22 protein-coding genes are annotated in these 23358 nt (G+C 61.7%); 5 read left to right on the forward strand and 17 right to left on the reverse strand.

Going from position 1 to position 23358, the window contains the following annotated elements:
* Positions 1-148 precede the first annotated feature (148 nt).
* Positions 149-427 carry a hypothetical protein gene (locus BFP96_RS16300; protein ID WP_065893066.1) on the forward strand — a complete coding sequence of 93 codons (279 nt, stop codon included), beginning with the start codon at positions 149-151 and terminating at the stop codon, positions 425-427.
* A 10-nt stretch (positions 428-437) separates the two neighbouring features.
* Entirely contained in the window at positions 438-767 is a 330-nt protein-coding gene (locus tag BFP96_RS16305) for a DUF6388 family protein (protein ID WP_065897775.1), read from the forward strand.
* On the opposite strand, the gene BFP96_RS16310 is transcribed toward BFP96_RS16305, so the two are convergent.
* From BFP96_RS16310 to tssA, 16 genes are read right to left on the reverse strand one after another with little or no spacing between them, the layout of a single operon-like run.
* Positions 737-1615: a serine/threonine-protein kinase gene (locus BFP96_RS16310; protein ID WP_083216651.1), complete on the reverse strand. Its 879-nt coding sequence runs from the start codon at positions 1613-1615 to the stop codon at positions 737-739. The two genes, BFP96_RS16305 and BFP96_RS16310, sit on opposite strands and share 31 nt — an antisense overlap.
* Entirely contained in the window at positions 1612-2334 is a 723-nt protein-coding gene (locus BFP96_RS16315; RefSeq protein WP_065893069.1) for a PP2C family protein-serine/threonine phosphatase, read from the reverse strand. Before BFP96_RS16315 ends, BFP96_RS16310 begins: the two co-directional genes overlap by 4 nt.
* Positions 2331-5687: a type VI secretion system membrane subunit TssM gene (tssM, locus tag BFP96_RS16320; protein ID WP_065936596.1), complete on the reverse strand. Its 3357-nt coding sequence runs from the start codon at positions 5685-5687 to the stop codon at positions 2331-2333. Before tssM ends, BFP96_RS16315 begins: the two co-directional genes overlap by 4 nt.
* A gap of 20 nt (positions 5688-5707) precedes the next feature.
* Positions 5708-6568 (reverse strand): type IVB secretion system protein IcmH/DotU, encoded by an 861-nt coding sequence (gene icmH, locus BFP96_RS16325; protein WP_065936597.1) that lies wholly within the window; start codon positions 6566-6568, stop codon positions 5708-5710.
* 5 nt (positions 6569-6573) lie between these two features.
* Positions 6574-7902 (reverse strand): type VI secretion system baseplate subunit TssK, encoded by a 1329-nt coding sequence (tssK, locus tag BFP96_RS16330; protein WP_065893072.1) that lies wholly within the window; start codon positions 7900-7902, stop codon positions 6574-6576.
* A gap of 1 nt (position 7903) precedes the next feature.
* On the reverse strand, positions 7904-8389 hold the full coding sequence (gene tssJ, locus BFP96_RS16335; protein WP_065887439.1) for a type VI secretion system lipoprotein TssJ: 486 nt from the start codon (positions 8387-8389) through the stop codon (positions 7904-7906).
* Between the two features lie 5 nt (positions 8390-8394).
* A complete protein-coding gene (gene tagH, locus BFP96_RS16340) occupies positions 8395-9585 on the reverse strand; it encodes a type VI secretion system-associated FHA domain protein TagH (RefSeq protein WP_065936598.1) in 1191 nt (396 codons plus the stop codon).
* A gap of 20 nt (positions 9586-9605) precedes the next feature.
* A complete protein-coding gene (locus BFP96_RS29275) occupies positions 9606-9737 on the reverse strand; it encodes a type VI secretion protein (protein ID WP_065893074.1) in 132 nt (43 codons plus the stop codon).
* Positions 9737-11281 (reverse strand): sigma-54 interaction domain-containing protein, encoded by a 1545-nt coding sequence (locus tag BFP96_RS16345; RefSeq protein ID WP_065936599.1) that lies wholly within the window; start codon positions 11279-11281, stop codon positions 9737-9739. Before BFP96_RS16345 ends, BFP96_RS29275 begins: the two co-directional genes overlap by 1 nt.
* Positions 11278-13716, reverse strand: coding sequence for an AAA family ATPase (locus BFP96_RS16350; RefSeq protein WP_065897781.1), 2439 nt, complete (start codon positions 13714-13716; stop codon positions 11278-11280). The genes BFP96_RS16345 and BFP96_RS16350 overlap by 4 nt, the downstream gene beginning before the upstream one ends.
* Positions 13717-13728: 12 nt before the next feature.
* Positions 13729-14736: a type VI secretion system baseplate subunit TssG gene (tssG, locus tag BFP96_RS16355; RefSeq protein ID WP_065897782.1), complete on the reverse strand. Its 1008-nt coding sequence runs from the start codon at positions 14734-14736 to the stop codon at positions 13729-13731.
* Positions 14700-16487 carry a type VI secretion system baseplate subunit TssF gene (gene tssF / locus BFP96_RS16360; RefSeq protein ID WP_065893078.1) on the reverse strand — a complete coding sequence of 596 codons (1788 nt, stop codon included), beginning with the start codon at positions 16485-16487 and terminating at the stop codon, positions 14700-14702. Before tssF ends, tssG begins: the two co-directional genes overlap by 37 nt.
* Positions 16477-16878, reverse strand: a complete 402-nt coding sequence (gene tssE / locus BFP96_RS16365) for a type VI secretion system baseplate subunit TssE (RefSeq protein ID WP_065893079.1) — start codon at positions 16876-16878, stop codon at positions 16477-16479. The genes tssF and tssE overlap by 11 nt, the downstream gene beginning before the upstream one ends.
* 14 nt (positions 16879-16892) lie before the next feature.
* The gene (tssC, locus tag BFP96_RS16370) at positions 16893-18374 is read right to left on the reverse strand and encodes a type VI secretion system contractile sheath large subunit (RefSeq protein WP_065893080.1); all 1482 of its coding nucleotides are present in this window, start codon (positions 18372-18374) and stop codon (positions 16893-16895) included.
* 15 nt (positions 18375-18389) lie between these two features.
* Complete coding sequence (gene tssB, locus BFP96_RS16375) at positions 18390-18899, reverse strand: type VI secretion system contractile sheath small subunit (RefSeq protein WP_065893081.1); 510 nt, start codon at positions 18897-18899, stop codon at positions 18390-18392.
* 23 nt (positions 18900-18922) lie between these two features.
* Complete coding sequence (gene tssA / locus BFP96_RS16380) at positions 18923-20476, reverse strand: type VI secretion system protein TssA (RefSeq protein WP_065936600.1); 1554 nt, start codon at positions 20474-20476, stop codon at positions 18923-18925.
* A gap of 466 nt (positions 20477-20942) precedes the next feature.
* Here tssA and BFP96_RS16385 point away from each other — a divergent pair, with 466 nt between their 5' ends.
* Complete coding sequence (locus BFP96_RS16385; RefSeq protein ID WP_065893083.1) at positions 20943-21458, forward strand: Hcp family type VI secretion system effector; 516 nt, start codon at positions 20943-20945, stop codon at positions 21456-21458.
* A gap of 49 nt (positions 21459-21507) precedes the next feature.
* Here the strand turns inward: BFP96_RS16385 and BFP96_RS16390 are convergent, their stop codons facing one another.
* Complete coding sequence (locus tag BFP96_RS16390; RefSeq protein ID WP_065893084.1) at positions 21508-22329, reverse strand: aldo/keto reductase; 822 nt, start codon at positions 22327-22329, stop codon at positions 21508-21510.
* Positions 22330-22435: 106 nt separating this feature from the next.
* Here BFP96_RS16390 and BFP96_RS16395 point away from each other — a divergent pair, with 106 nt between their 5' ends.
* Positions 22436-22930 (forward strand): DUF1543 domain-containing protein, encoded by a 495-nt coding sequence (locus BFP96_RS16395; RefSeq protein WP_065887452.1) that lies wholly within the window; start codon positions 22436-22438, stop codon positions 22928-22930.
* A 114-nt stretch (positions 22931-23044) separates the two neighbouring features.
* The gene (locus BFP96_RS16400) at positions 23045-23326 is read left to right on the forward strand and encodes a peptidylprolyl isomerase (protein WP_065887453.1); all 282 of its coding nucleotides are present in this window, start codon (positions 23045-23047) and stop codon (positions 23324-23326) included.
* Positions 23327-23358: the final 32 nt, after the last annotated feature.

The following is a 23358-nucleotide window of genomic DNA, read 5'->3' on the forward strand; positions in this document are numbered from 1 at the left end:
CTGACGTGTGCCGCTCCCTAACCCTGCCTGAGTCGGTATCATCCGCAGCTTTCCGTGTGTCGAAGGATGTTACAACCTGGCTAACGCCGGGTGTCTACTCAGGGAATACGGCCTGTATGCAAGCAGGCACAAAGGAGAGAGCTTTACCATGCACGATAAGCAGTCCAGCCCCATGCGTCCTCTGTTCGTCACCATCCTGTTGTGGTTGTGCAGTGTGGTGCTGTTATTTGTGATCAAGAATGTCATCGAACTGTTCACCGGGCCCGTCGCGGAAACCTGGATAGACCTGGCGTTGGTGCTCGTCGCCTACCTGATGTTCTTTTTATTGGCGCCGGTGCAGCGCTGGATCCAGCGCAGGTCGCGCAAGCGCGCTCGGCGTCACGTCGGCAGGCACGCGCCCGACGTCGACACCCATCCCTCTCACTGAGGGCCTGGCGTTGTCAGCACCTGGCGATAACTATCAACGCGCATTGGACCGATTCCTGCGCGAACACCCGGACGTCGCCGCCGAGCTGGACAGCCTCAACCCTCTGGCCGCCCAAGCCAGGGGGGAAAGCGTGGCGCAGTATCGTACCGAGCGTCTATACGAAGCATTCGAGGCGCAGGCCGAGCGCGAAGGCTTGTTCGCCTGGGAGCTGACCCTCAAGCTGACGACCGACTCCAGCCAAGCCTTCGAAGCCCAGCGCCTTGAGGTGCATAAGGAAGTCGCACAGATGGCCGGCATGAGCTGGGCCGACTACTGCCAACTGCATGACTTGAGCGGCTGACGCGGCGGCCAGCCGTACCAGCGAGGCCGCTTGCAACCGATGGCCTCGCGCAATTCGGCCACCGTCAGGGTCCGCCGTTGCGGGTCCGGCGCCAACGCAGTATGGAGTGCCGGCCAGCAACGCCGCGGCAACTGCCTGGGCCGTGACAGTCTGTGGCCCGGTGGGTAATCGTCACGGCGACGCCCCTGGGCCAGCTCATACAGAACACACGCCACGCCATACAGGTCGGCCGCGGGCGTCAATGCGCCACCGGCGAGTAACTCAGGCGCTGCATAGGCGCGAGTCCAGGCATTCAACCGGCTGCGACTCACACTCGGCAAGTCCGCTGTGGTTTGCACAATGGACTGCCCCAGGCCGAAATCGAACAGGCGCACGCCCTCTTCTCCCACGATGACATTGGCCGGTTTGATATCGCCATGCAGCACGTTGTGTTGATGGGCGTAAGCCAACGCATCCAGCAGTTGCAGGGCAATCGGTTGCAGTTCGGACCAAGGCAGTCCGTCGGGACATTCCAGCAGCAACCGGTCAAGCGTCATGCCATGCAGCAGCTCCATGGTGAAAAAAGCGATCTGGCTGCAGGTATCCACCTCAAACGAATACATCCTCACTACATGTTCGTGGCGCAGGCGCCGAGACAACGCAAACTCGCTGTGCAGCAATACATGGGCATCCGGGCACGCCGATAAAGACTCGTCCAGCAGCTTGAGCGCCACACCTGAACAAGGTTCGCCGAACTGCTCCTGCAACAGATCGCGCGCGCGGTACACCACGCCCATTCCACCCCGGCCCAAGACGTGCTCAAGGTGGTAGCGCCCGACCAGCAACAGCGGAGTCGATCCTGTCTTCATGACTGCACCACCACGGCGGTCAGGTCGTCGCGCGCCGGAGTGTGCAGCGCGCTGGCGAACAATCTGTCCACAACCTGTCGCGGCCCGCCGGCGCTCAACGCCCGGCCCAGTTGGGCATGGCTGAGGGCCTGGTAGAGACCATCGCTGCACAGTAAAAATACATCGCCGGGGCGGGTCCTGAGCTCCAGCACCTCCAGGCGCAAGGGCGAGTGCCCGCCAACCGCACGGGTCAAGGCTCTGGCATCAGGGTGAGCGCGAGCCTGGGTTGCACTCAGCCGACGCTCGTCCATAAGACGCTGCAACAGCGAATGATCCCGGGACAGCTGGTACAGGGTCTGCTCGCGCCACAGATAACAGCGGCTGTCCCCCGCCCACACACACGCCGCACGCCCGTGCTCCAGCAATAGCGTCACCACCGTGCTGCCTGTCACGGCATTGCCGGATGCCCCTGGCGCCTGCCGCGCATTCGCCAGCCGCTGATTGACACCCTGCAAGCTCTGCCGGACCGCATCGACCCGCTGATCAAGACTGCCCCGCGCGGGCAACGCAGCCAGGCTGCCGATCACCCACTGGCTGGCGACATCGCCGTGCCGGTGCCCGCCCATGCCGTCCGCCACGGCCCAACAGCCCAGCTGCGGGCAATCGAGCAAGGCATCCTCATTACGCGGCCGTGATTGCCCGCGCTGTGTACGCCCGGCACTGCGCCATGTGGGGCTCACAGTTGCTCCGGCAGGCGAAAGGTGCGCCACGTGTCCATTTCAAATGGGCTGGGTGTTCGCTGGCTCGCCAGCAGGTAATGGGCGCGCAGCCCGGCCAGGTCGGCCTTGACGATCTGCGCGTTGCCGCCGGTGGCAGGCTCTCGGTGCAGCAGGTCGAAAAACCGGAACAACGACCAGGCGCCGGTGTTCTTCTCGATACCCAGGGGCCGCAGTTCGGCGCCTCGCTCCAGCACGAGGCTGGCACGACCGTTGTCCGCTTCGATGGGCCAGCGGAACGCCATGGGGATGATCGGGCCGTGCCGGTATTCCAGCTGCTGTCCACCCAAGCGCAAAGTCGCGCGGTTGACCGACTGATCCAGGCTGTAGGGCGCCAGGGTAAAACGCACGGCCAGCTCGCCCTGCTCCTCGGTGAAGAAGCCACGCCGGATAAGCTGGGCTTTCGTCAATTGATCCAGCAGCGAGCGCGAGAGGGGTAAACCCTGCCCGTCCAGTCCGCGTAACCGGTAGCGCGTGCCATCGGCGCTGACAAAAGGACGCAGGTAAGCTTCGTAAAAACGCGCCAGGACACCCTGGGGTTTGAAAAACTCGCGAAAATCCTCAAGGGCCACATCACTCGTGGCGTGGGCAGTGAACGGATACCGTTGGCGAATCGTCCTGGCGTAAAGACCCTGCACCTCGCTCTGGTAGTGCTGATTGACGTGGGCATAGGCCTGGTCCAGCACATGGCGCCAGGTTTCTTCGGCAATCCCTTCGAACCACCCGGCCAGCGGAAGCGGCAGACGGGCGGCCGCTTCACGCAGGTCACCCAGCACGTCCTGCTGGCCGTCCATGCGCCGCTTTGCCCGTAAAAAAGCCGCCTGCTCAGGCGAACCCTCACGGTTCAGCGCCGCCAATTGCAGGTGCAATTGGTCGAGCAGGCCCAACCCCCGGGCCAGCTCGGCGCCGGGATTCTGCTGCTCGTCCAGCAATTGATGCAGCGGTTCAAACCGCCGCTGCAACGCCCGGCGCGCCGAGTCGCCCAGGCTTGCCTGCCCCTGCGCCAACGCCGCCTTGGCAATGGAGCCCGACGCACCTGCCGGCTGGGCCGCCGTGGCCGGCAACTCCAGGCCAGGCAGTAAACGGGTGTTCTCACGAAGCTGCTGCAATAACAGCAGTACCGGCGATTGCGCCGAGGTCAGCCCCGCGAGCCGTTCAGCATCCCCGCGAAGGCTGTCGGTTGGCAACAGCCTGACACGCCCGAGGACGTCGCTCCAGGCCTGGGCGTATTCGCTGAAGTAGCGCTGTTGCAGTTCGGTCATCAGACGCTGCAAATCCTCGGCGCTCAAGTCAGTGCCTTCCCCCAGTACCCAATTATCCTGGGCGATGGCGTTCACCAGCCGAGGGCCCTGGGTTTGGAAGTACTGCACATACCTTTTGGTGTAGAAACCGGGAACAGAGGGCTCGATGGCCGCAAATACCTTGCCCTCGGCCAGGCGCAACGGCTCCAGGTCGCGCGATTGTTCGCGCAGCACCCTATACACCACATCGGCCAATGACTCTCCCCGCAGCGCGGCACGCGCCTGGGCCACCAACTCGTCATTGAGCGGTGCTGAAAACGGCTGTTCGAGCAGTCGCGCCCAATGTTCATTCAGGCGCGTCTGTACCGGCGTATCACCGGCAAACCGCAGCGACCAAAAGCTCGCCATATGCTGCGCCAGCCACGCGGTATCACGCCGCTCGCGCAGATTGAGCATCAGGTACGCACGCAGGTTGTCGAGCAGGCGTTCCCTGTCGCCGAGGCTGGCGCGTACCTGCTCTTCCAGCAGGGCCGCGGTGCGGCCCAGCAGTCGCTGCTGCAACGCCTGCTCATAGGCGCGCGTCACCCATGGACGGCTGACCTCGCCTTGATACAGGCCGGCACGCTCAATCAGCGCAGTGTCGCCTGCGGGGGGAAATAGGCGGGTTGCCGCCCAGCGCGCGTCCAGCAGCGCCAGGGTCGTCAAGGTTTCATCGCTACCCGGAGCAACGGGCGCGCTGAGTGCAGCGATCTGAGCCAAACGCTGCTGGTTGATCGCGTAACTGTGCATCCACAGCCCACCGGCACACGCCAGAACCAGCGCAACGGCACTCCCCAGCAAGCCGTTGCGCCGCCAGATGCGCTGTCGCTCGCGGCTCTGCAACGCGGCCAGATCCGCCTCGGCAAAAATCACCCGGCTGAACAGCCCCTGCACGAAATAGCTGCGCCTGTCACTGGCACAGGTCAGGTAGAACCCGCGTAAACCGTTGCTGCGCGGGTAGCGATGGGCACCGAACACCCACTCGATGAACAGGCACAACTGCTCGCACATTCGCGCCGCCTGCCGGGGAAGCTCAAGCATCTGCCTGCGACGCTCGACATCGCGTTCCTGGTGCAATCGCTCGATCAATTCAGTGTGCAAACGTTGCAGCAACTGCTCGAACGCCTGGCGAACCTGGGTCATGTCATTGCCCGCCTTCTCAGCCCCCAGCGGCTGGCCCAGCACCGCGTCGACATCGTCCGCCGAGGGTGAGTCGAAGTACTCGGTGAACCCCGACAGTCGATCAGCCTGGGTCAACACCAGGTAAACGGGTACATCCACATGTAGCACCTGCTGGATTTCCTGCAGGCGCGAACGCACGTGGCGTGCCAACTGCTCCAGGTCGTGCTCGTTAGCGCTCAGAAGACTGTCCGCCGAAAGCGTCACCACTACGCCGTTGAGCGGACGCACTCGGTGCCGCCACTTCAGCCTGTTCAACAGTGTGGTCCAGCCGGCGACATCCACCGAACGGTCGGGTTGAAGCAGATAGCGCCCTGGCGTGTCGATGAGCACAGCGTCGTCGGCAAAGTACCAGTCACACTGTGCGCTGCTGCCCGTGGACCCTGTGTCCATCTGATCGAGCGGTGACCGCAACCCGGCTGCTTCCAACAGCTGGGTCTTGCCACTGCGGGGTTCACCGATCACCAAATACCAGGGCAAGTCATGGCGCCAGCGCGCATTACGCTCTGCATAGCGAGGGGAGGTTTTCAACCGGTGCAGCGCTTCCCTGAAACGGCCACGGACGTGCTTGCGCTCCTCCTCCACCGCCGCCAGCGCAGGTTGGCTCGCGGGCGAATCGGGCGTTTCGCGTGCGGCGGCGCGTCGCCCATCCGCCATGACCATCGCCAACCCCCATAGCAGAAACACAACGCTGATGGTGACCAAGCGGGCAGTTGCGCCCTCCCAGAACCGGTGGTCGTCCACAGCCAGCAGCGGCCCGACACACCACACCAGCACAGCGCAGCAAAGCACCAGTATCAGGCTCCAAACCCAGACTCTGCCCAGCACGGCGCCCACGCCCTTGAAAAATGCGTTCATTCATTGCTCCCTGCGTTTTTTTACAAGGGCGTCCGGGTAGGCTCCGACGCCGAAAGTTGAAGAGGCTGCAGCGCGTTCGCCCTTTCTCGCGCCAACACCCAGCAGAAGCCCGCGTACATCGCGAGCAAACAGCACAGCGTGAAGGCAACACACCAGCGGGCAGGGATGACGCGTATGCACCTGCTTCGCGCGCGTCTCTGCCCGGTCGGCAAGACCGGCGCCGACGACGGGTTGCCACGCACCTGCCGGATCTGTCGATACAGGCCATCGCGAACGGCCTCCAGATGCAGCATCCCCCGCTCCATCACGCGAAACTTTCCTTCGAACCCCAGGGACAGGCACAGGTACCCCAACTCAAGCATCGCCACGTTTTTTATCGGGTCACGCGCCAGGCGTTCAAGCAACTGGAAGACCTTCTCGCCGCCAAATGTCTCGTGGTGAAAGCGGCTCAACAGACTCATCTTCGACCAGTCGCTTCGAGCGCCCCACGCCGTGGTGACGACGGCTTCGTCAATCAGGCTGCACAACACGTAGCGCGCAGACATGACCTGAGCGTTTTCAACGCCTCCCTGCAGGGCACGGGTTTCGAATTGAGTCACCGCCGATGACAATCGATCGTTGATCGTGACGAGGTTTTCACGACCGGAGCAGCCCTTGAGCCGGACCACTTGCGACAATACCTCCCAAGCCGCGACCACCAACGGGTTGAGCGTTGTCGTGAAGCTGTGTGCGTCCAATGCCTGGCTCGCATAGATCATCCGATCCTGTAACTGTTCGTAGCGTGGCGGCGAAGGGAACTGCGTGAGCGGCCCTTGTGCGGGCCCAAGGCCGTCGCGGTCGAGCAAGACGGTCTTTTCATCCTGCGAATATTCACTGTCCATAGCGTTCAATTCCTGATGGCCCAGAAGGTCAACTCAAGCCCGGAGAACTCGCCCCCCACGTGGAAGGCGAACCCACCCGACTGCTGCAGCTGTGCGATGTCGCGGGCACTCATGTCCAGCATGAAATACGTCTTGCCGGCATGAAACGGAATCTGGCGCGGCGCTACGGGCAGTGGCTTGACCTTGATCCCCGCCAGATGGAGGTTGACCAGCTCGCGTATGCGCTCAACGGGGCCGATTTTCAGATGCGCTGGCAGGCGTTGGCGTAATTGCTCCGAATCAGACTGCGCGGAGGCCGCCAGGATGAACGTCGCAGTGCCCAGCAATTTCAAGTCGCTTACCGGGCAAACCAGTACGCCGTACTGACGCTGTTGCAACGTCAACTCGATAGAGTGTTGTTCCAGCACGACCGACAGCACGCCACGCACTGCTTCCATCAGCCCACGGAAGCTTGCCCCCTGGTCGGCGTGCCGGTAATGCACGTCCAGCTCAGCGCGCCTGCTATCGCTGGCGAACGTTGATAACTCGCCGAGCAGCGCGAGCAGTGCACTGAACACCGCCTCAGGGCGAACCCGGGCCTGGCTCAAGCAGTGACGCAGCGCAAGCTCGGTACGATTGATGACTTGCAGCATCAGAAAATCGCCCACCTGAGTGCCGGCGGCGGTGCTCTCCCCCCTGATCCGCGCGGCGATGGCATCGCCTCGCGACGCAAGCAAGCCGATCACCTCCTTGAGACAAGAAGCGACATACCCGCGGTCCTGCATAAACATGAACGTAGGCACGAACTCCGCGTCCAGGCGCACGCCCCCCGCGTCGGTAGACTCCAGCACCTGTGCGACCTTGAGTGTGACGTAACCCTGTTCCCGCTGCCGCTCACCCAGCAGGAGACGCAGATCAGGCCGCGCGCAATGAATCAGGCAACGCGAGCCGGTCCCGGCATTCGAGTCGCCCACCTCCACTTCACAGCTGAGGTAGCGCGCCAGGACATCGCCCTGCTCCGGTTGACGGGCTTCAATCTGATTGTCGGTCGCCAGTAACAGCGCCAGGTAAACGGCCTGTTCCCCGGCATTGGCGGGCACCTGTAATACCAGCGGTTCCATGGCGGTACCGTGGTCGAACAGAGTGCCGTCCGGCAACACACCGCTGGCTTGAGTGACCACCAGCTTGCCCAGGTTGAGGTACTGCACATCGAACTCCAGCGTGAGGAATCCCCAGGCATCAGGGCCCAGCAGACGCGTCTGGTTGAGCTGTTGCTGGTAATGCCGGTCGTTGTGCTGCAAGTGCTGTGGCCGCAACAGCATGCCTTCCTGCCATATGACTTTATGTGCGTGCATATCACTGCACCTCCTTGTCGGAACGCGGGTCGGCAAGCCGGATTCCGTCCTGGTCCAGCACCAGCTCGGCACGGTTCAATTGCCGGGCGGTGAGCGGAACGAGCAGTCGCCACTGAACGTGCGGCAAGTCGCGATAGGCCGCCAGAACGCCGACAAAATGACTGTTTGGCTCGACCCTCAACTTGAGTGCCTGTCTATCGCCCGGGCGCAGTTCAACTTCCTCACTGCTCACCCAGTCCTTCGGCAAAACCTGCTCGGCGTTGTCATACAGGCTGAAGAAGTCGGCATTCTCAAAGGCAACGCCATGGCGCAGTTCAATCAACTGCAGCACGACCGGCGAGGGTCGACCCTGAAGATCCGGGTTGACGCGCTCATTGGCGCTCAGTACCAGGTCCAGTTTGGTCAACGTCGAGAACGGCGATAGAGCGCTGCAGCCAGCCAACAGGCCGAGCATGAGCGACAACGATGTGAGCGCGGCTCGATACATGAACGTCATCCTGGATAATCGTTGTGCAGGGTTGAGATCAGGCGCACCTGTTCCTCATAGGCCCTGGCGAAGTCGCTGCCCAGCGGTCGCTCGTCGAACTGCCCATCCGCCACCAGGCGCCGGTAGTGACGCAGGTATGCCCGCCAGCGCGCGCCGTCGGAACTCCATCGGGGGGCTGCTTCCTGAAATTCGGCGCATGCCAGTAAATGGCCTGGAGCAAAAGCGGCCCGAGCGTTACGCAACGCACTTCGACAGGCACTCAGCAACGCGACCTGATGCACTTGCAGCGCCCGGTGCGCCTGGGCGATCGCCTGTTCGCCAGACAACGGGGCCACTTGCGCCATGTCCAATATCGCGGTTAACGCTGCGTCGGTATCGATACAACTGCGCAAGGGGTTGTGGGCGGTGCGCAACGCGTCGGCAGGCAGCGTTGCCAGTTCGCCCTGCAATTGCTCACAGGTGCGCAGGCTGCTTTGCAGGCGTTCTACCTCCAGCCGAAACAAGCGCGCCACCTTGATTGCCAGCGCTTCTCGGGCAGCGCTGTCAAGCCTGCCCAGGTCCAGCCCAAGCGCGGCTGCGAACGCGATCCAGAATACCTCGTCGGGCGAGGTTGCCATCGCGACCGGCTCAACCGCCGGCATCTCTCTGACGGGCTCGACCCGGCGCGGTATCGCGACATGTTCACGGTCTGCGGCATACCGATCAGCCCACGCGCCGAGTTCGCCAACACCTGTACTCAACGCCGCCAGCTCATCCGAGGCATTATGCCGCTGGTGCTCGAGGTCCAGCGCCTGCAACGGGTCCAGCCCCAGGAACGCGTCATCGGGAATCGGTGTCCCCGTACTGATCGACTGCTCGTCGAAGGGTTGAGCAGGTTCCATCAACCGCGCGCGTACCGACAACATCCCCAGTTCGAAAACATCGCCATCTTCGATCAAGCGCGCCTGCCCCTTGCGCAGTCGTTCGCCACTGCCTGGCATGCCGATACCGTTGCTGCTGATATCGGTGAGAAAGTAACGTCCTTCCCGGCACCCCACCAGAGCATGGTGGCTGGAGAGCAAGCGACTGGGATCGTGGATTACCCAGTTACAGCCGGAGCCACGGCCAATCACGCCGCCGACGCCGTCAAAAACCTTGCGCACCGTGGACGCCGAACCGGCGCCTGCGGCCTCACTGACTTCAAATACGAGTTGCATGGTCAGGCTCCCTCCTCTGTTCAGCGGCCACGGATGACCGCCTGAGGCTCACCCAAAGGCCGGTATTGGGCGTCATCGAATACATAGTTGGCGTTACAACCGCCGAGCAGACACAGCACAAGCACGACGAGGTGTCGGGGACGATCAAGCATCAGGTTTCTCCTCGTTGAATAGGCACGCCGGCATCGCCGCAGGCAATGTTCAAGCGCGCAAGCCGGTACAGCAGCGTGCGCCGTGCAACCCCCAGTTCCCGTGCGGTCCGGGTTCGGTTGCCACGATTCTTGTGCAGGCAATCGAGCAGGAACACCCGCTCTACCCGCTCCATACGCTGGCGCAGCGTTACATCATCAACGGCGCTGGCCACCGCCTGGGGCAGCGACAGGTGCACCGGCAGAATCACGTTGTCGTCACACAACAGCACGGCTCGCTCCACCAGGCACTTGAGTTCACGCACGTTGCCGGGAAAGGGATGACTCGACAGTTGATCAAGGGCGATATTGGACCACTGCACAGGCGTCCTCCCCAGGCTTGCGCACGCTTTGGCGGCGAAATGCCGTGCCAGTTGCAGCACATCTCCATCCCGCTCACGCAAGGCCGGCAACTGGATGGGGAACTGGGCAAGCCGGTAATAAAGGTCTTCGCGAAAGCTGCCTGCAGCGACCATGGCCGCCAGATCGCGGTGGGTGGCCGCGATGATGCGCACATCAACCTTGTGCGCGGCACTGGCGCCCAATGGGCGAACCTCGCCTTCCTGCAATACCCGCAATAGCTTTGCTTGCAGGGACAGCGGCATGTCGCCGATTTCATCCAGCAGTAACGTGCCGCCATGCGCGGCGTCGAACAGCCCGGCATAGTTGCGCTCGGCACCGGTGAACGCGCCTTTTCGGTAGCCGAACAGCTCACTCTCCAGCAAGCCTTCCGGGAACGCTGCGCAGTTCTGCACCACAAATGCCTTGGCCGCGCGCGGCCCTGCCAGGTGGATGGCCCGAGCCACCACTTCCTTGCCGGTGCCGGTTTCGCCCCGCAGCAGGACGGTATAAGGGGTATGCAGCACCTTGCCGATCAATTGGCAGGTCTGCGCCATTGCTGTGCTGCCGCCAATCAGGCCATAAGTGTCGACCAGCGACTTTTCGGGCCCTTGCGGTGCAACAGCCGGCACCCACCGCAGGCTGCGCAACAGGGCCAATTGGTGCAAGGCGAAGCTGCCGAACCGGCCCAGCGAGCACGCGTACCCCTGTAACCGCGCCGGGCGTTGAGCGGCGCATAGCAGCACGCCCGTGACTGCATTGAGGCGGTTGAACAGCGGCACACTCAACAGGGCGCGCCAGGGTGACGCGAGCACTGGCAAGAAAGTCGTGTCGTAGGGGCTGTCCTGCCCGTCATTCACATGGACGGCAACGCCCTGGTTCACGGTGTCGCGCAGCAACGGCACCTGCCGCAGATCGATAGCTGCAGCCGCAACCACCAGCGAGGGTGTCGCGCTCAGGTGCTGGGCGATCAGATCGAGCCGGCCGGTTTCTTCATCGAGCCGGTACAACTGGCTCAGTTCACAGCCGCTCATGTGGGCCGCAGCCGAAACGCACACACCGGGCAATGAAGCGACGTCAGTGTCCAGGCCGATTCGTGTGAACCAGTCGAGCATGGCGCTGGCATGGGCAAGCGGATCAGGCAGTTGCTCAAGGCTTTTTTCGGTCATTGGCTGAACTCACAGACGGGCTGGCCGTTGCCATCCAATCGGGCATGCACCGAGGCAAGCGGTGCGTCCGCGGCCATGGCGCCGAGCAGGCCATCCACCATCTGCGGCAATAAATGCCGCTCGATCCACTGGTCGATGTACCGCGCACCGCTGTCACCGTCAGCGCAACGCTCGGTCATGTGCGCAACCAATCCCGGCGACCAGGTGAACGCCAGTTGGCGTTGCTGCAGCCGCTGGCCAAGGCTCGCCAGTTTGAGTGCGGCCACCTCGTGCAGCACCTTTTCCCCAATCGGGTAATACGGTACGACACGCATGCGGGCGAGCAAGGCGGGCTTGAAGTGGGCACGCAGTACCGGGTAAATCGCGTCTTGCAGCACCTGGGGATCAGGTCGTTGACCGTCTGCGCAGAGCGCGTTGATACAGTCGCTTGCCAGGTTGGACGTCATCAGCAGCACGGTATTGCGAAAGTCGATTTCCCGCCCTTCGCCATCATTGGCACGGCCTTTGTCGAAGACCTGGTAAAACAGGTTCAAAACCTGCGGATCGGCTTTCTCCACCTCGTCGAGCAGCACCACCGAATAGGGACGCTGGCGTACGGCTTCGGTCAATACGCCGCCCTCGCCATAACCGACATAACCCGGTGGCGCGCCGATCAGTCGGGAAAGCGCGTGCTTCTCCTGGTATTCCGACATATTGATCGTGGTGACGAACTGCTCACCGCCGTACAGGAGATCGGCCAGCGCCAGCGCCGTTTCGGTCTTGCCGACGCCGCTTGGCCCCACCAGCAGAAACACCCCTACAGGCGCATCGACCTTGTCGATCCCGGCGGCGACCGCACGCAAGGCACGATCCAGGGCCTGGACGGCGTGTTCCTGCCCAAGCACGCGCGCGCGCAAAGCCTCGGCAAAACCCAGGACTTTTTCATTGGGTTCGAAGGCCAGCTGCTCAGTGGGAATACCGGTCCACGCGCTGATGACGTGCGCTATGCCACGCGGGCACACCTCAGGTTTGGCCAACGGTTGCTCACCCAGCTCAAGCCAGCGCCGCTCAAGTGCCAGGCCCTCGTGCTCGAGGGTTTCCAGGCGCAGCTTCAACGCCTGCAAGGCCTGTGTGTCCACCGGCAAACCGAGTTCGGCGTCTCGACCCAGCGCCCGCGCCTGCCGCTGACCCTCGATCAGTTCGGCGCGTACCGCCTGCAATGCCTGTGGCGGCATGGCCTGACGCGCGCGAACACTGGCACAGGCGGTGTCCAGCACGTCCACTGCCTTGTCCGGCAGCTGTCGGCCTGCAAGATAGCGTGCGCTCATGCGAGCGGCCGCCACCACTGCATCATCACGCACATACACGCCATGACTCGCTTCATAGACAGGCACCAGTCCCCGCAGAATCGTTACCGCCTGCTCGACACCGGGTTCCTCGACCAGTACCGGCTGGAAGCGCCGCGCCAGGGCCGGGTCCTTTTCGATGTAGCGCTTGTACTCCGACCAGGTGGTGGCGGCAATCGTACGCAGTGCGCCGCGAGCCAGCGCCGGCTTGAGCAGGTTGGCCGCGTCCAGGCCTCCCGGCTGGCCGCCGGCGCCAACCAGGGTATGGGCTTCGTCGATAAACAGGATCACCGGCTGCGGTGATGCGTTCACTTCATCGATTACCCCTTTGAGACGCCGCTCGAACTCGCCCTTGAGGCCGGCCCCCGCTTGCAGCAGGCCCATATCGAGGACCAGCACGCGCACTGCTTTAAGGGCCTCGGGCACTTGCAAAGCGACGATCTGCAACGCAAGGCCTTCGACGATCGCCGTTTTCCCCACCCCGGCCTCCCCCACCAGAATCGGGTTGTTCTTGCGCCGCCGCAGCAGAATATCGATCAACTGGCGTATTTCACGCTCACGACACAGCACGGGGTCTATCCGGCCCTCACGAGCCTGCCGGGTGAGGTCCTGGGTAAAGCGCTGCAACAGCGACTCGTTGGCAATCGGCTGATTCTCGCAGGGCCGGCTTTTCAGGAAATCCTGCAGCCTGCTTGTGTCCAGGCGGCTGAGCACGGCGTAATACCCGCTGCCCGCATGTTCCAGCGGGTGCTGTAAAAGTGCCAGCAACAGCGCGCCGTGATCGACGAAACGTTGACCCAATTGCGCGTGAGCAATGACCAGCGCCTGTTGTAACCACAGCACCAAGGCCTGGGCGAATACCGGGTTGCGTGTAGCACTCTGCTCACTCCTGGGCTGCAAGGCCGCCTGCAGTTCGCCCACGGCAACGCCGGCATCGGACAACGCCTTGGCCATCAGCCCGGCGGGATGCTCGAGCAAGGCCAGGAGCAGATCCTCCACTAACACTTCATGGCCGCCTCTCGTCATGCAGCGCTCGGCGGCACGCGTCAGGTCACGGCGGGTCTGGTCCGTCAACGTGCGGATCAGTTGTTGCAGGTCCACATTAATCATGCTCATCGATCCTTAATGAAAATGCCCGGCGAGTGTGATCGCACCCTCGGCTCGTTCATGCTCCAGCCAACTGGTCCAACCCAGGCGGCACACATTGTCAGCGCCGATGTGCAGCGCCCGGATTTCGCCGGGCGCCAGCACCAGGCGCAGGTCAAATTGCAGCGCGTCCGGCGCGGTCAGACGCACCAGCGAACACGCCGGGGCATACGCCGTTCCCGTGGGGAGAAAATCGTGAAAGCGCTGCCAACCCAACGCGGTGATATGCACCCTGAACTTGCCGCTGCGGTCGGCGATCCGGCGCCCCAGCATCAGGTCCTGGCCAAGCCCACAGTTGGCGCGGCCCAAGTCATTGCACTGCGACGGCGCAACGTCCACCGTGCGCGCGACCCACTGTTCGATGAACACCGAGGCATGTTTGAAGTAATACCGCAGGACGGTCTCGATCAGCGCAGCCGAGTGCGTTCGCAGGCTCAGAAGCCCGAGGTAAGGCAGCAAGCGCTTGCAATCGAGACGCGAGGCACCCCTTAGCGCGTGGCTGCCGAGGCCGATCAGCGCAAACATCTGCTGCGAAAACCCATCACTGGCGCCCTGTAGGAAACAGGCCGGGTAACGGTACTTGCGCCAGATCGGTAACATCAGGCGGTGCAATCGGTGGTGGAACATGTCGAGGAAATCCCGCGTGGGATTACCACCCGCGCGTTCCGCCAATGCCTGCTCAGCGTAAAACGCGGGCAATGGTGAACCGGCGCCGAACAACCCCAGCACATTGATGCGCAGGCGCGCCCGCAACGTCTCGTGGTCCATGAAAAACTCCACGCGGTCAATATCGTGCCCCGCAAACCCCAGGCCCGGATTGGCCTGGAACTCCAGCAGGTCGTACAGCGCCTCCTCATCCAGCCGTGGATGGGCTTGGCGCAAGCGTGCGACCACCTGCACCACCGCCTGGAACAGCGTGTATTCGCGGATGCCACGGCAAAGCCGAGTCAAAGCAGGGGTTGCTGACCCATCTGGAACGGCCATAGGTACACGTCTCCTTGTGTGCTGATAACTCGCAACTCGTGATAGGAATTGAGGCTGGCGTACAGCGCAAAGAACTGATTGAGAACCGAAGCGAACACAAACAGATCGCCCTGGCCGGCAAACCCCAGAGGGTCCACGGTCAGGTCCACCCGCAATCCGCGAATCGGCAGGCCACGGTGTAAACGGTCAACCGCTTCATGCTGGATCGAGCGCAGCGCCCCCAACTTTTTCCGGCTGATGTTCAGCGCCTGTCGATCGTGATAGCGCGGCAGATCGTAGGTTTCGAGAATCACCCTCAGCGCGTTGATATCGGTCAACGACAGATAGTTGAGCGACATGTTGCTGATCAGCTTCCAGAGATAGTCCTGGTCCAGCGGCGGCGCAAAACTCGCGGTCGGCGCGCAGATATTGCCAAACGTCAACGACTCCGGGGCGTGCTCGCCGGGCTGGTTGATTTCACCGGCCCGTAACTGTCGCGGCAGGCCGGCATTGGTGCACGTCAGCTCGATTGACAGGGTTTCCGGGCCCTGCTCGCGGCGACCATCAAACCTTATCCAGGTAGCCAGCCCATCATGCTGTACCGAAGGCCGTTGACGAATGCTGAAGCTGGGGCGCGCGCCCGTAGTCTGCAGGTCGCCGTCATGCTCGAACGACTCAAAGGGCACGTACGTCTGATGCCCCAGGCCACCGGGGCGCCATCCTGTAACACGATCAACCGAAAACACACCGGCATTTGCCGGGGAGTATTCCCCGGGCAGCAGGAGGTATTCGTCCTGTTTTCCGTCCAGCCGAATGGGTATCGCATCGTGATTGAACAGGTTGACGATCGGCGTGCAGTACAGCTTCACGTTGTCCAGGGTGGGCCGCCCAAGCGCACGGCCCTGGCCGCGTAGCTCGAAGCGCAACAGCATGCCGTGCGCCTGCTTGAGCACCTCCTGGGGAAACCGATGGAGGGCAGCCAAGCCTTCGATATCGACAAACAAGTACTTCTCGGGAAACGTGAAATATTCCTGCAAGTGGCGATAACCGCAAAAGGTGTTTTGCGGGTAGGGAATCAGTGCGTGTTCCTCTGCGAAACCCACCGGCCGGACCTGGCCGGCGCTGAGCCTTAGCGTGGCAGGCTGATCATCGATTCCGTTGACCGGCGAACCGTCCTGGTCCAACAGTTGCAACTCAATGCTGTGCAGATGGCGCAACAGGCCCAGGTACAGGCCTTGGCTGACAGAGCGGTCTCCGGCCAGGTGCAGGCGCAACGAATCGAATGTCAACGCACTGAAATTGCCCGCTGCGCTCATGGTCAGGCGCAGGTCCAACCAGTCCACTGCGCCCTGGCAGGTATAGTCCAGGCTACGCAGTTGCAACGGCATGACGTCGATGGCATAGCAGGTTTTGAAACGGCAACGTTCGCCTTTGATGGGCAGGCTTTCCACGGCGGTATCCCGTGCCACTCGAATACTGGGGCCGGCGCACTTCAACGGGTCAAATTGCAGGATGCTCATAGCAGGCATCGGCCGCATGTAGTTGGGCCATAACAGATGCATCAAGGAATGCGTCAGCTCAGGCAGCTCGTCATCCAGCTTCTGACGCAGGCGCGCGGTCAGGAATGCAAAGCCCTCCAGCAAACGCTCCACATCCGGGTCCTGACCGGCCTCGGCGAGAAACGGTGCCAGGGCCGGGTTGCGCTCGGAAAAGCGCCGCCCGAGTTGCCGCAGGGCACTGAGCTCGCTTTGAAAATAACGGTTAAAGGCCATCTGCGCAGACCTCCACTTGCCCTGCATCCGCCAGGCGCGCATGGAACACGACAGATTGGGTGCCACCGTCAATGAGCAGTCCGGCGTCAATGGCAAATGCCAATGCCAACGTTTCGTGCACGCGGGGCAGCACCCTGACGCGTACATTCACCAGCCGAGGTTCGTAGGCCTGGATGAAGCGCTCGATCAGCAGCCGCGACTGCGTCAGGGATTCGTGCAGGCTGAGCCGCATATCATTGAGATCAGGCAAGCCGTAATCCGGCAATGTCTGGACGCTGCCTGCGCGGGTGCTGAGCATTTTCGTCAAATGCGCCGCGACGGACGTCACGCGGCACACACTGGCGCAGGCGTCGGGCTCAAGGCGCTCGAAGAGGCTTCTGCAGTGGCGCATTCCCTGGCTTCGACTCATTCTTTATCGAGCTTGCCGACCAGGGACAAGGTGAAGTCCGCCCCCATGTACTTGAAATGCGGGCGTACGCTCAAGCTGACGCGGTACCAGCCCGGGTCCCCCTCGACATCGCTGACGACAATGCGCGCTGCGCGCAGTGGACGCCGCCCGCGCACTTGCGCACTGGGATTCTCCTGATCCGCCACGTACTGGCGAATCCACTTGTTGAGTTCCAACTCCAGGTCGGTCCGTTCCTTCCACGAGCCCAATTGTTCACGCTGCAGAACCTTGAGGTAGTGAGCCAGGCGATTGACCACCATCATGTAAGGCAACTGGGTACCCAGCCGGTAGTTCAGTTCGGCTGCCTTGCCCTCCTCGCTGATGCCGAACGTCTTGGGTTTCTGCACGGAGCTGGCGGAAAAGAAGGCCGCGTTGTCACTGCCCTTGCGCATGGTCAGGGCGATGAACCCTTCCTGCGCCAACTCATATTCGCGCCGGTCCGAAACCAGTACCTCGGTAGGAATCTTGGTTTCAATCTCGCCCATGCTCTGGAAGTGATGCAACGGCAGGTCCTCGACCGCTCCCCCACTCTGGGGGCCGATGATGTTGGGACACCAGCGAAAACGCGCGAAGCTGTCGGTCAGGCGTGTAGCGAAGGCGTAGGCCGTATTGCCCCACAGGTAGTGTTCGTGGCTGTTGACCACAGTCTCCTGGTAGGCAAAGGTCTTGACCGGGCATTCGAGGGGGTCGTACGGCGTGCGCAGCAAAAAGCGCGGGACCGTGAGGCCGATGTAGCGCGCATCTTCGCTCTGGCGAAAACTCTGCCACTTGGCAAACTGAGGGCCTTCGAAATGATCCCGCAGATCCTTGAGGTCAGGCAGGCCGGTAAAGCTTTCCAGACCAAAGAAACCTGGCCCGGCCGCCGCAATGAAAGGGGCGTGAGCCATACCGGCAACAGCAGCCACGTATTGCATGAGCTTTACATCAGGCGCGCTGGGCGACAGGAAGTAGTTGGCGATGATCGCCCCTACCGGCTGCCCGCCAAACTGGCCGTATTCCGCACTGTAGATGTGCTTGTAGAGCCCCGACTGGGTAACTTCCGGGGAATCCTCGAAATCGTCCAGCAGGTCCTGCCGCGAGACATTCAGCAGCTCTATCTTGATGTTCTCACGAAAGTTGGTGCGCTCGACCAGCAGTTGCAGCCCGCGCCAGGCCGCCTCCAGGGCCTGGAAATCCGGATGGTGCAGAATCTCGTCCATCTGCCGGCTGAGCTTGGCATCGATCTCGGCGATCATCCGATCGACCAGCCGTTTCTTGACTGGTTCTTCGCGGTTGTGGGGCTTGACCAGTTCCTCGATAAACGCCGACACACCGCGCTTGGCAATGCTGTACGCCTCGTCATCGGCACTCAGTAGCGTCTGGGCAATGATGTTGTCGAGAATGCTGCACTCGTCGGCGGCTTTTGGCAGGGGCTGCGGGTCATGCTGGGGAGTTGTCATGGTGTCAGTGTCCTTTTACTGAATAGGTTCGGCATCAGCGTTGCTCAGCCCCAACTCGGCCAGTACCCGAGCACGGGAGTCGTCATCGGCCAGTGCCTGCTCAATGGCTTTGCGAAAGCTCGGGGTGTTGCCCAGCGGCCCCTTGAGCGCCACCAATGCCTCTCGCAGCACCATCAGCTTTTGCAGCTGAGGTACTTGCTCGACCAGGTTGGCGGGGTTGAAATCCTTCATCGAGTTGATCCGCACCTGGATCGCCAGATCGTCGACGTCAGCGTCTTCCTGCAGGCGATTGGGCACGCTCAATGTCAAGTTCAGGGCCTGTTTGGCCAACACCTCGTCGAAGCTGTTCCTGTCGATGCCGATAGGCTTGCGGTCTTCAAGCTTGCGTGGGTCCTCGCGTTGTGAAAAATCCCCCAGCGCCAGCAGTTTCAAGGGCAGCTCGACTTCCTCCTGCGCACCACCAACGGCGGGTTTGAAGGTGATATTGATACGTTCCTTGGGTGCTACCGAACCGTCTTTGGCCATGGTGTTACTCCTTTTGATGATTTTTATTCGAGTACCGTTTCCAGATCGAAATGGCACAGCCGGCGGTGCGTCGCCTCCCTGCTTTCGCGCACGGCGTGGCTTTGCGGCAACAGGTCATAGCAGCGGTACAAAAGCCTGCCGACGTGCAGGGCCAGTTCCGGCTCCCAGCGGTCCAGGCCCGCGCGCTGTAATTCGAGGTCCAGCTGTTCCAGTTGAATCCTGCCCAGGTCAGGCTTGCCCGCCCGTATGCACAACCTGGCCAGCGCCAGTCGCCAATGAAAGCGCGCGCGTTCACTGCATGCGCTCTGCAAACCTTGCTTGAGCACGCCCACTGCAGTCTTGAGCCCTTCCTGGCGCAGGCTCGGCATGGCCGCCTGCAAGGCGGCTTCCCAGGGTTCGCTGCCGACATCGGCGACAGCCGTGAAAGGCTCGGGTTTGTGCAGGTGGCGAATCACGTGGAGCGTGATCCATTCACCAGTCGCGGGGGCCGCAAACGGCGTACCGTCGTCGAAGCGCAATTCAGGCAGGTTCGGCAAACGTTGCAATAACAGCGCGAAGCTCATTTCCAGCTCAGTCATTGCCTGGCTTGCGTGCAAGGCTTCAAGGCATTCCCAGACCATGCGCAGGCCATCAAACCAGAACAATGCGCCCGCCAGGCTGGCCTCGAGCTCAAGCAACAGCTCGGCGTGATGGCCATGACCGAGACGATCCTGGTAACGCTTAAGCTTGTCGGGAGCCAGCGGGCGCAAGGCCGTCACCCCCTCGCTGTTGGCATCGGGATAGTTGACGAGGCTCAGCCAGGCCAGGGTTCGCCCCAGACGCAAGGCCCGCAGGTCGGTGGCATTGTGGCGCAACCACCAGCTACATAACGTTCGGGCCTGTTCCTGTAAGGCGCGCAGCGCTTTGTGGGCATCCTTCTCGTTGTTGATGGGCGATTCAGGCTTGAACAGTTGCGTGCTCGCCTGCCTGACCTGGGCAATGACACCCGCGATGCCCGCCGGCTCCTCGCCGCCCTGGGTGGCACGCGCCAGGCGCTCCGCCAGTTGACGCCGGCTCGGCAACAACAACGGGGCGTCGCTGCCCAGATGCTCGTTCAACAACTCATCAAGGCGCACGAGGTGTTCATGCAGCGCCCGGAACAACGGCAACTGGTCGACAAGAGACAGGTTGTGCGAGAAGAGCGAGTCGAGGCGCGCCACCAGCCAACCCAACGCGGCAGCGCGGGTGCGTGGCTTGGCGGGATACACCTGTGCCCAGTGGTGCTCACAGAGATAAACCAGCAAGACGAGACCGGCCAGCAGTCCGGGAAATGAATCACGCTGGTGCAGTGCCCAGGTGAGCCATACAGCGACGCGCAGATCCTTGGATTGCTCACGCAGCACGCGCTCACTGAGCTCGCAGACCTGCTGCCAATCCGGCAGGCTCGCACCATGTATCGAGTGTGTCTTGGCGACCTCGGTTTCCACGGTTTCAAACTCACTCGAAAAACGCACGTCGTTGCCGGCGAAATTCCCCGGCGAACAAGGGCTTCGTGCAAGTTCCTGGTAATAAGCGCAAAGCTTTTCTGAATGAACCATTTTTTGGCCGCACACAACTAATAAGGCTGAATAGGCAAACCAGATACCGAGAAATACGGATCAGAGTGCCGCTAACCCCGCGTTCAACACGCTACGAAGTGAACAAACCTTAGCCACCTTAAAAACAACCAGCAAGCCGCAGGGCGGGACTTAAGGAATTTCCTACAACGCCTTGAAATCAAGGCCTGCGCAATGAATTGCGCACTTAATAAGCGAGAAAACCCTTCAGTTACCCGCACCTGCGTTTAATGACTCACTCATCATCACGAGCAATTAACTGCGCAGTTGTGTGCAACTTTAATTACTAAAAAATTCATAACTCCCTGGCGTATTAAATTTTTCCAACGGCATCGCCTTTATTTCATTGGGGTACGCACTTTCAGGCACGCTTTTTGTTATAGGCATTTACCCGCCCGGCAACTTTGCTGTTCGGGAGTACCTACTTAACCAGACAAGGAAACCCGTCATGCCAACACCCGCGTACCTCTCCATCACCGGTGTCAAACAAGGCTTGATCACCGCAGGTACATTTACCCAGGACTCGGTAGGAAACATTTATCAGGAAGGCCATGAAGATCAGATCCTGGTGCAGGCGTTCGCGCATCAGGTGATCATTCCCCGGGATCCGCAATCGGGCCAGCCGACCGGCCAGCGTGTGCATAAACCGCTGATGGTGAGCAAGGTCTTCGACAAGTCCTCGCCCCTGCTATTCAGTGCACTGACCTCGGGGGAAGAAGTGTCGTGCCGGCTGGAATGGTTTCGTACCTCTTCGGCAGGCACCCAGGAGCACTACTTCACCGTTGAACTGGAAGGCGCGACGATTGTGGACATCCAGTCGCGCATGCCCAATTGCCAGGACCCGGACAACGCCCATTTCACCCACCTGGAGGACGTGTATTTCAGCTATCGCAAGATCGTCTGGACCCATGAAGTAGCCGGCACGTCCGGCTCGGATGACTGGCGCAGCCCTGTGGCCGGCTAACCGCGGCGTAGGCGGGAACGGTCCAGGGAAGGCACCGTTCCTGCCGGCACTACACCATCGCCAGCGGATGCTTGCGCTTGGGCGCGCCGAACACGCGATCAATCGCGTCCAGGTCATGCTCGTCCAACACCAGCTTCACAGCGGCGGCGTTCTGCCGTATGTGTTCGGGAGTGACCGCCTTGGGGATGGCGATTACGCCGTCTTGACGCAAGACCCAGGCGAGAGCGACTTGCGCGGGAGTGGCCTCATGACGACGGGCAATCTCCTTGAGCGTCTGGCTGGCCAACAGCGCACCGCCCTGGGCAACAGGACAGTAAGCCATCAGTGGCAAATGGTGCTGTTGCCACCACGGCAGCAGGTCGAATTCAATACCACGCTCTTCAATGTTGTAGAGCACCTGGTTGGTTGCACACACGGGGGATGCCAGTTCCTGCAGGTCTGCCACATCAAAATTGGAAACACCCCAACGGCCGATCTTGCCCGCTTCGCGCAAACGCTCGAACGCCTCGACGGTTTCTTCAAGAGGGTATTGGCCGCGCCAGTGCAGCAGGTACAGATCGATGTAGTCGGTGCCCAGGCGCTGAAGGCTCGCTTCGCACGCACGGGGCACGCCGGTGCGGCTGGCATTGTGCGGATAGACTTTGCTCACCAAAAATACCTGGTCGCGCCTGCCCTGGATGGCCTCGCCGACCACCTTTTCCGCACCGCCTTCGCCATACATTTCAGCGGTATCGATCAGGGTCAGGCCCTCGTCGATGCCCAGTTGCAAGGCGCCCACTTCGGCGCGGTGCCGGTCCGGGTCTTCACCCATGCGCCAGGTGCCCTGGCCAATGACAGGGACGGGAACGCCGGCCAGATCGATAGTACGCATGACAACCTCCTGATGAGTTGGCGAATTAACAGTGTGGCATTGACCGGACAAAAGGGTTCAATCGCAGTATGGTTGGCCTTTGATCAATCGCCAGGAATCACTCGCAATGCTGTTTGTTGTCATGCTCGGGGGCAAGCACCCCAGGGCCCGGATCGAAGTACACGATGTGGCGTTTGCCGTGGCGGATACCCTGCAGGCCACCTACCCGCAATTGCGCGACGCCTGGTTTGGCAGCCCCAAGGGCGTGCATATCGATTCGTGGATGGCGGTCGAGGGTGTCGACGGCTGGCAGGTCCAATTCAGCCAACTGGCGCCGCACGGTGATGCGCCGCACTTGTATTTCATCAACCTCGGCGGCTATGAGGCCAACAGTTTTGGCGAGGCCCATCACTACCTGTTGCTGGTCGCGCGCGACAAACGCGAAGCCATGAGCAAGGGCAAGCAGCACCTGTTGCGCCACTGGTCCCAGGCCCACACCGACGCGGTCATGGATATCGACGATTGTCTGCCCATCGACCTGGTGGACGGCCGCTACATCCATCTGGTCAAGGGCCCGCACGCCCCCATCGTCCAGCAGAACGACTACATCGTTTTGGCCTGAAACCCGCAGGCCAGGCCGTTCTTCAGCCGCTCAGGCACGCCGGTGGAACTTTGCCGGGAAATAACCGCCTGAATCCGGTAGGCTCACCGTTTTTCACTTAAGGAGTTATTTTCCATGGCCAAAGCCACCGCCCGCCACATCCTCGTTTCCACTGAAGACAAGTGCAACGAACTCAAGGCCCAGATCGAAGGCGGCGCTGATTTCGCCGAAGTCGCCAAAGCCAACTCCAGCTGCCCGTCCAGCCGTCAAGGCGGTGACCTGGGTTCGTTCGGCCCAGGCCAGATGGTCAAGGAATTCGACAGCGTCGTCTTCAGCGCCCCGGTCAATACCGTACAAGGCCCGGTGAAAACCCAGTTCGGTTATCACCTGCTGGAAGTCACCAGCCGCCAGGACTGATCGGTCCGTGCTGATGCTGTAAACAACGGCCC

Source organism: Pseudomonas sp. 34 E 7, from assembly GCF_900005715.1.
GTDB lineage: Bacteria > Pseudomonadota > Gammaproteobacteria > Pseudomonadales > Pseudomonadaceae > Aquipseudomonas > Aquipseudomonas orientalis_A.

Bases quoted from the DNA above. Each gene is read 5' to 3' on its own strand.
- tagH (WP_065936598.1), bottom strand. From the start codon at position 9,585: ATGCAACTCGTATTTGAAGTCAGTGAGGCCGCAGGCGCCGGTTCGGCG.
- BFP96_RS16385 (WP_065893083.1), top strand. From the start codon at position 20,943: ATGCCAACACCCGCGTACCTCTCCATCACCGGTGTCAAACAAGGCTTG.
- BFP96_RS29275 (WP_065893074.1), bottom strand. From the start codon at position 9,737: ATGCTTGATCGTCCCCGACACCTCGTCGTGCTTGTGCTGTGTCTGCTC.
- BFP96_RS16390 (WP_065893084.1), bottom strand. From the start codon at position 22,329: ATGCGTACTATCGATCTGGCCGGCGTTCCCGTCCCTGTCATTGGCCAG.
- BFP96_RS16310 (WP_083216651.1), bottom strand. From the start codon at position 1,615: ATGAAGACAGGATCGACTCCGCTGTTGCTGGTCGGGCGCTACCACCTT.
- BFP96_RS16345 (WP_065936599.1), bottom strand. From the start codon at position 11,281: ATGACCGAAAAAAGCCTTGAGCAACTGCCTGATCCGCTTGCCCATGCC.
- BFP96_RS16395 (WP_065887452.1), top strand. From the start codon at position 22,436: ATGCTGTTTGTTGTCATGCTCGGGGGCAAGCACCCCAGGGCCCGGATC.
- tssE (WP_065893079.1), bottom strand. From the start codon at position 16,878: ATGCGCCACTGCAGAAGCCTCTTCGAGCGCCTTGAGCCCGACGCCTGC.
- tssG (WP_065897782.1), bottom strand. From the start codon at position 14,736: ATGGCCGTTCCAGATGGGTCAGCAACCCCTGCTTTGACTCGGCTTTGC.
- tssM (WP_065936596.1), bottom strand. From the start codon at position 5,687: ATGAACGCATTTTTCAAGGGCGTGGGCGCCGTGCTGGGCAGAGTCTGG.
- BFP96_RS16400 (WP_065887453.1), top strand. From the start codon at position 23,045: ATGGCCAAAGCCACCGCCCGCCACATCCTCGTTTCCACTGAAGACAAG.
- tssC (WP_065893080.1), bottom strand. From the start codon at position 18,374: ATGACAACTCCCCAGCATGACCCGCAGCCCCTGCCAAAAGCCGCCGAC.
- tssA (WP_065936600.1), bottom strand. From the start codon at position 20,476: ATGGTTCATTCAGAAAAGCTTTGCGCTTATTACCAGGAACTTGCACGA.
- BFP96_RS16350 (WP_065897781.1), bottom strand. From the start codon at position 13,716: ATGATTAATGTGGACCTGCAACAACTGATCCGCACGTTGACGGACCAG.
- BFP96_RS16300 (WP_065893066.1), top strand. From the start codon at position 149: ATGCACGATAAGCAGTCCAGCCCCATGCGTCCTCTGTTCGTCACCATC.
- tssK (WP_065893072.1), bottom strand. From the start codon at position 7,902: ATGCACGCACATAAAGTCATATGGCAGGAAGGCATGCTGTTGCGGCCA.
- tssF (WP_065893078.1), bottom strand. From the start codon at position 16,487: ATGGCCTTTAACCGTTATTTTCAAAGCGAGCTCAGTGCCCTGCGGCAA.
- icmH (WP_065936597.1), bottom strand. From the start codon at position 6,568: ATGGACAGTGAATATTCGCAGGATGAAAAGACCGTCTTGCTCGACCGC.
- tssJ (WP_065887439.1), bottom strand. From the start codon at position 8,389: ATGTATCGAGCCGCGCTCACATCGTTGTCGCTCATGCTCGGCCTGTTG.
- tssB (WP_065893081.1), bottom strand. From the start codon at position 18,899: ATGGCCAAAGACGGTTCGGTAGCACCCAAGGAACGTATCAATATCACC.